General features: G+C 64.0%; 5 protein-coding genes and 2 pseudogenes. 3 read left to right on the forward strand and 4 right to left on the reverse strand.

The features are described 5' to 3' along the window. Together JKG68_RS31285 and JKG68_RS31290 are read left to right on the forward strand one after the other, a co-directional pair. Nucleotides 1-616 (forward strand): NAD(P)(+) transhydrogenase (Re/Si-specific) subunit beta (locus tag JKG68_RS31285; RefSeq protein ID WP_202066235.1); only part of this gene is annotated, 616 nt, incomplete at its 5' end. Between the two features lie 299 nt (nucleotides 617-915). Next, a complete protein-coding gene (locus tag JKG68_RS31290) occupies nucleotides 916-1,395 on the forward strand; it encodes a GNAT family N-acetyltransferase (protein ID WP_202066236.1) in 480 nt (159 codons plus the stop codon). Here JKG68_RS31290 and JKG68_RS31295 read toward each other — a convergent pair. Continuing rightward, nucleotides 1,365-1,870 (reverse strand): annotated as a pseudogene (locus tag JKG68_RS31295) (nucleotidyltransferase family protein). The gene JKG68_RS31290 and the pseudogene JKG68_RS31295 overlap by 31 nt on opposite strands. On the opposite strand from JKG68_RS31295, the gene JKG68_RS34055 reads away from it, so the two are divergent. Then, the gene (locus tag JKG68_RS34055; protein WP_246516107.1) at nucleotides 1,757-2,005 is read left to right on the forward strand and encodes a hypothetical protein; all 249 of its coding nucleotides are present in this window, start codon (nucleotides 1,757-1,759) and stop codon (nucleotides 2,003-2,005) included. The pseudogene JKG68_RS31295 and the gene JKG68_RS34055 overlap by 114 nt on opposite strands. A 5-nt stretch (nucleotides 2,006-2,010) precedes the next feature. Here the strand turns inward: JKG68_RS34055 and JKG68_RS31305 are convergent, their stop codons facing one another. From JKG68_RS31305 to JKG68_RS31315, 3 genes and pseudogenes are all read right to left on the reverse strand, one after another. Then, nucleotides 2,011-2,874 carry a tetratricopeptide repeat protein gene (locus JKG68_RS31305; protein ID WP_376773247.1) on the reverse strand — a complete coding sequence of 288 codons (864 nt, stop codon included), beginning with the start codon at nucleotides 2,872-2,874 and terminating at the stop codon, nucleotides 2,011-2,013. Nucleotides 2,875-3,437: 563 nt separating this feature from the next. Then, nucleotides 3,438-3,677 (reverse strand): 30S ribosomal protein S21, encoded by a 240-nt coding sequence (gene rpsU, locus JKG68_RS34415; RefSeq protein WP_190846124.1) that lies wholly within the window; start codon nucleotides 3,675-3,677, stop codon nucleotides 3,438-3,440. Between the two features lie 169 nt (nucleotides 3,678-3,846). Further along, a pseudogene (locus tag JKG68_RS31315) lies at nucleotides 3,847-4,022 on the reverse strand (5-(carboxyamino)imidazole ribonucleotide synthase); the annotation flags it as partial.

Here is a 4,022-nt window from a genome sequence, read left to right on the forward strand (position 1 = left end):
GTGCAAGGGCATGAACCGCTCCTTCGTCTCGGTGATTCTCGGCGGCTTCGGCGGCGAGACGGCGGCTGCAGCCGGCGGCGCGGTCGAGACCCGGCCCGTGAAGCAGGGCTCAGCGGATGACGCGGCCTTCATCATGAAGAACGCCGCCAAGGTCATCATCGTGCCGGGCTACGGCATGGCGGTGGCCCAGGCCCAGCATGCGCTTCGCGAGATGGCGGACGAGCTGAAGGCCGAGGGCGTGGAGGTGAAGTACGCCATCCACCCGGTGGCGGGCCGCATGCCCGGCCACATGAACGTGCTGCTCGCGGAAGCCAGCGTTCCCTATGACGAGGTGTTCGAGCTCGAGGACATCAACGGCGAGTTCGCCCAGGCCGACGTGGCCTTCGTGATCGGCGCCAACGACGTGACGAACCCGGCGGCCAAGACCGATCCGGCCTCGCCGATCTTCGGCATGCCGATCCTCGATGTCGAGCGGGCCAAGACTGTGCTGTTCATCAAGCGCGGCATGGGCTCGGGCTATGCGGGCGTGGAGAACGAACTGTTCTTCCGCGACAACACCATGATGCTCTTCGGCGATGCCAAAAAGGTCGTGGACGAGATCCTGAAGAACCTCTGACGCAAGCGTCACTTGAGCGCTGCATGCCCGGCCTAGTGCCGGGCATTGTGTTTATGCTCTCGCTCCACTGTCATTCCGGGGCGGCTCATCAGAGCCGAGCCCGGAAGCCATGACCGCTGACGGTGAAGAAGCAGGTGCGGCGGCATCCGCTGTGTTCTTGCTCGATCTGTCGAGGTTATGGATTCCGGGCTCTCGCTGCCGCTCGCCCCGGAATGACAGTGGGGCGAGAGCAATCACCATGACGCAGGGGCAGAAATCTGCTTTAACGCGATCCATCAACGCGCTTCCCGGATCCTTCCATGTCTTCGATCACCCTGCGCACGGCGCTTCCCTCCGACCGGGAGACGGTCATCGACCTGATCCACCGGCTCAACGTCTTCGAGGCCAATCTCACGGGCGACCGTCGGCGGGACCATGGCGGCGCCATCGGCTATTACGACGAGCTGATGCAGCGGCTCTCCCGGCGCAACGGGCGCATCATCCTCGCGCAAGCCGAAGGCATCGTCGTCGCGGCCATGGGCTTCTCCCTCGATCAGGACGCGGCCTATGTGGTGGACGACGTGCGCAGCCACGGCACGGTGACGGACCTGATCGTGCATGACGACTGGCGCGGGCGCGGCATCGGCCAGACGCTCCTGAGAGAGGCCGAGCGCCTGACCAGGGAGGCGGGCCTGAAGCGCCTCGTCATCGGCGCACTCGTCGCCAACGAGCGCGCCGAGCGCACCTACCGCGCCTTCGGCTTCGAGCCTTACGTGTCGATCCTATCGAAGGAGCTGTAGGAGGCCGAATAGGCCTCGTCCCAGGTCATGAGCATCGTCAGCCCCGGCCATCGGGCGGGCCACCCCTTGCTCAGGACCCGCTCGCGATAAACATCCATTTTGTGCTTGAATGCAGGCGTCGGTCGCACGATGAGGCCGAGAAGATCGCCGATCCCGTGCGGCGACATCACCTCGACCCGGCCATGGATCGTCCTGGCCGCGATGGCGGTGGCGGTTTCAGGAAACCGGCTGACAGCGTCGAAAGTGCTGGCATAAGGCGCATCACCATTGCGCTGATGCATGCGGGCCTGGTTCTTGATTTGCCAACGAACGCCGGGAGCAAGCGCCTTAAGCGCGTCCTCGATAGCAGCATCCCGCCCTTTTGGGGATTGCTAGGATCGAGGAACACTACGTCCACATCATTGAGGCGGGTGATGTCGATCTCGTGCCCATGCAGCACGTCCCAGACGGTGTTGCGGATGAAACCGGCACCGATCCAGCAGTCCGGGAGGCCGAGGCTCTCCACATGGAGAAGAAGCGCATGCAGGCCTGCATGCGCTTCCAAAAGCTTTCCGATGCTCGCGATATCGCGGAGGGGAAGGGCAGCGGGATTCATGCCGCCTTCCTTTGAAGCCTTTACGAGCGGAAGATGCCTGCGACGCCGCCCTGCAGCCTCGAGCTGCCTTGGCGCGCGACGCTGTTGGCATTGTCGATGGACAGGGCCCGCTGGTAGCTCTCGATGGCCTGCTGCCGGTCGCCCTTGCGCTCGAAGGCCACGCCGCGCCATGCCCAGGAATTGGCGTCCTTGGCATCCACGTTGAGGGCCGCGTTGAAGTCCTCGATGGCCTTGTCGTACTGGTTCGTCGCCACGAAGCTCTGGCCGCGGGCGGCATAGGGCGCCCCCACGAAGGGGTTGCGGTCGATGGTGGCGTCGAAGTCCAGGATCGCCTGCGGGTGCATGCCCTGGCGCTGGTAGAGCAGGCCGCGCGAGTGGAGCGCCTCGGCCGATTCCGGCAGCAGGCGGGTGGCCATGTTCAGGTCGTTCAGGGCTTCCTGGAAGTTGCCTTGCGCCCGCAGCAGGTTGGCGCGGCCGATATAGGCCGGGCCGTAATTGGGATCGGCCTGGATGGCGCGGGAGAAATCCGCCAGGGCCTGATCGTTGCGGTTCGTCTGCCTGAGGGCCAGCGCCCGGTTGGTATAGGCCGGCGCGTAGTTGCCGTCGAGCTGCACCGCCTTGGTGAAGTCGGCCATGGCGCTGCTGTAGTTGCCCACGCGGGCGTAAGCCGCGCCGCGGGTGTTGTAGGCGCTCGGATCGTTGGGGTTGCGCTGGATCACATCCGACAGGGACGCGATGTTGACGGTGCTCGTCCCTTGCGTGTCCTCTTCCACCACGGCAATGCGCTGGGCAGGGCCGCTGCTCGTCGTGCCGCAGGCGGACAGGCCGAGGGCAACAAGGGTGAGGCTCAAGGGGGCCAAACGGCGAATCGATGGGGCGAACACCTTCGTCTCCAACTTAAAATACGCGGGTACCAGGAAGCGGCACTCTGGCGGGAAAATCTTAACAGCCGTGAAACAAGGCATCAGAAAGGCGTTTGAGAGGTAATCTGGCAAATGGACGCGCGACGCTCCCGTGTCATTCGAGGCTGAAGCGCCAGCGGAGGGGAGTCTGTGTCTGTTGCGCTTGAACGTGGCTGCACTTCCCGCATTTCGTGCGCCGGGGATGACGGCCTGCCACTCCCTTCAGTGTCATTCCCGGCCGGAGCGTAGCGGAGGGGAAGGGAATCCATAGCACTGAGAGTAGGAGTGGATCCCCTTCCCGGTCCTGCGGACCGCCGAGGATGACAGCGTGGCACCAACCTAGGCGTCATTCCCGGCCGGAGATGGCGAAAGCCATCGCAGGGGAAGGGAATCCATAGGCACAGCGTACGGAATGGGTGCTCTTCCGCGCCAGCGCGAATCTCCGGTTCCGCCTGATGCACCAGGTCCACAAATGCAAACAGCGCTCCGCTTGCGCGGTGGCGCTGTTTCACAACCGATAGTCCTGCCGTTAGCTCTAGGAAAGCTTAGCGGCCGCCCGTCGTCGGGCGCGGCTTCGAAGGCAGGAGGCCTTCGCGCTGCATGCGCTTGCGGATCAGCTTGCGGGCGCGGCGAACGGCCTCAGCCTTCTCGCGGGCCTTCTTCTCAGACGGCTTCTCGTAGTGGCCGCGAAGCTTCATCTCGCGGAAGATGCCCTCACGCTGCATCTTTTTCTTGAGAGCGCGGAGCGCCTGATCAACGTTGTTATCCCGGACAAGAACCTGCACGCCAATTCCTCGTATTTGAACCGTTTCGATTGTGATAAATAACAAAGGAGGCGCGTCAGGCGCACCTCTATCTGGGCGGCGTCGATATCAGAAGAAGCCTTGCCTGTCCAGGGTTGCGTCTCAAGAAAAGCGCCGGTCCAGGGCGATAACCGCCTTGGGACCGAAAGGTTCAGGCCTTTTCCGGAAACACCCTGGTGACGTGTCCCATCTTGCGTCCGGTCCGGGCTTCCGCCTTGCCGTAGAGGTGCAGATGCGCCCCCGGCTCGCCCAGGATCTGCTCCCATTCGTCCGCATCGTGCCCGATGAGGTTGCGCATCTCGACCCGGCCGAGACGGGCCGCATCGC

The sequence above is a fragment of the Microvirga aerilata genome, assembly GCF_016743775.1.
In the GTDB taxonomy this organism is placed as follows: domain Bacteria; phylum Pseudomonadota; class Alphaproteobacteria; order Rhizobiales; family Beijerinckiaceae; genus Microvirga; species Microvirga aerilata.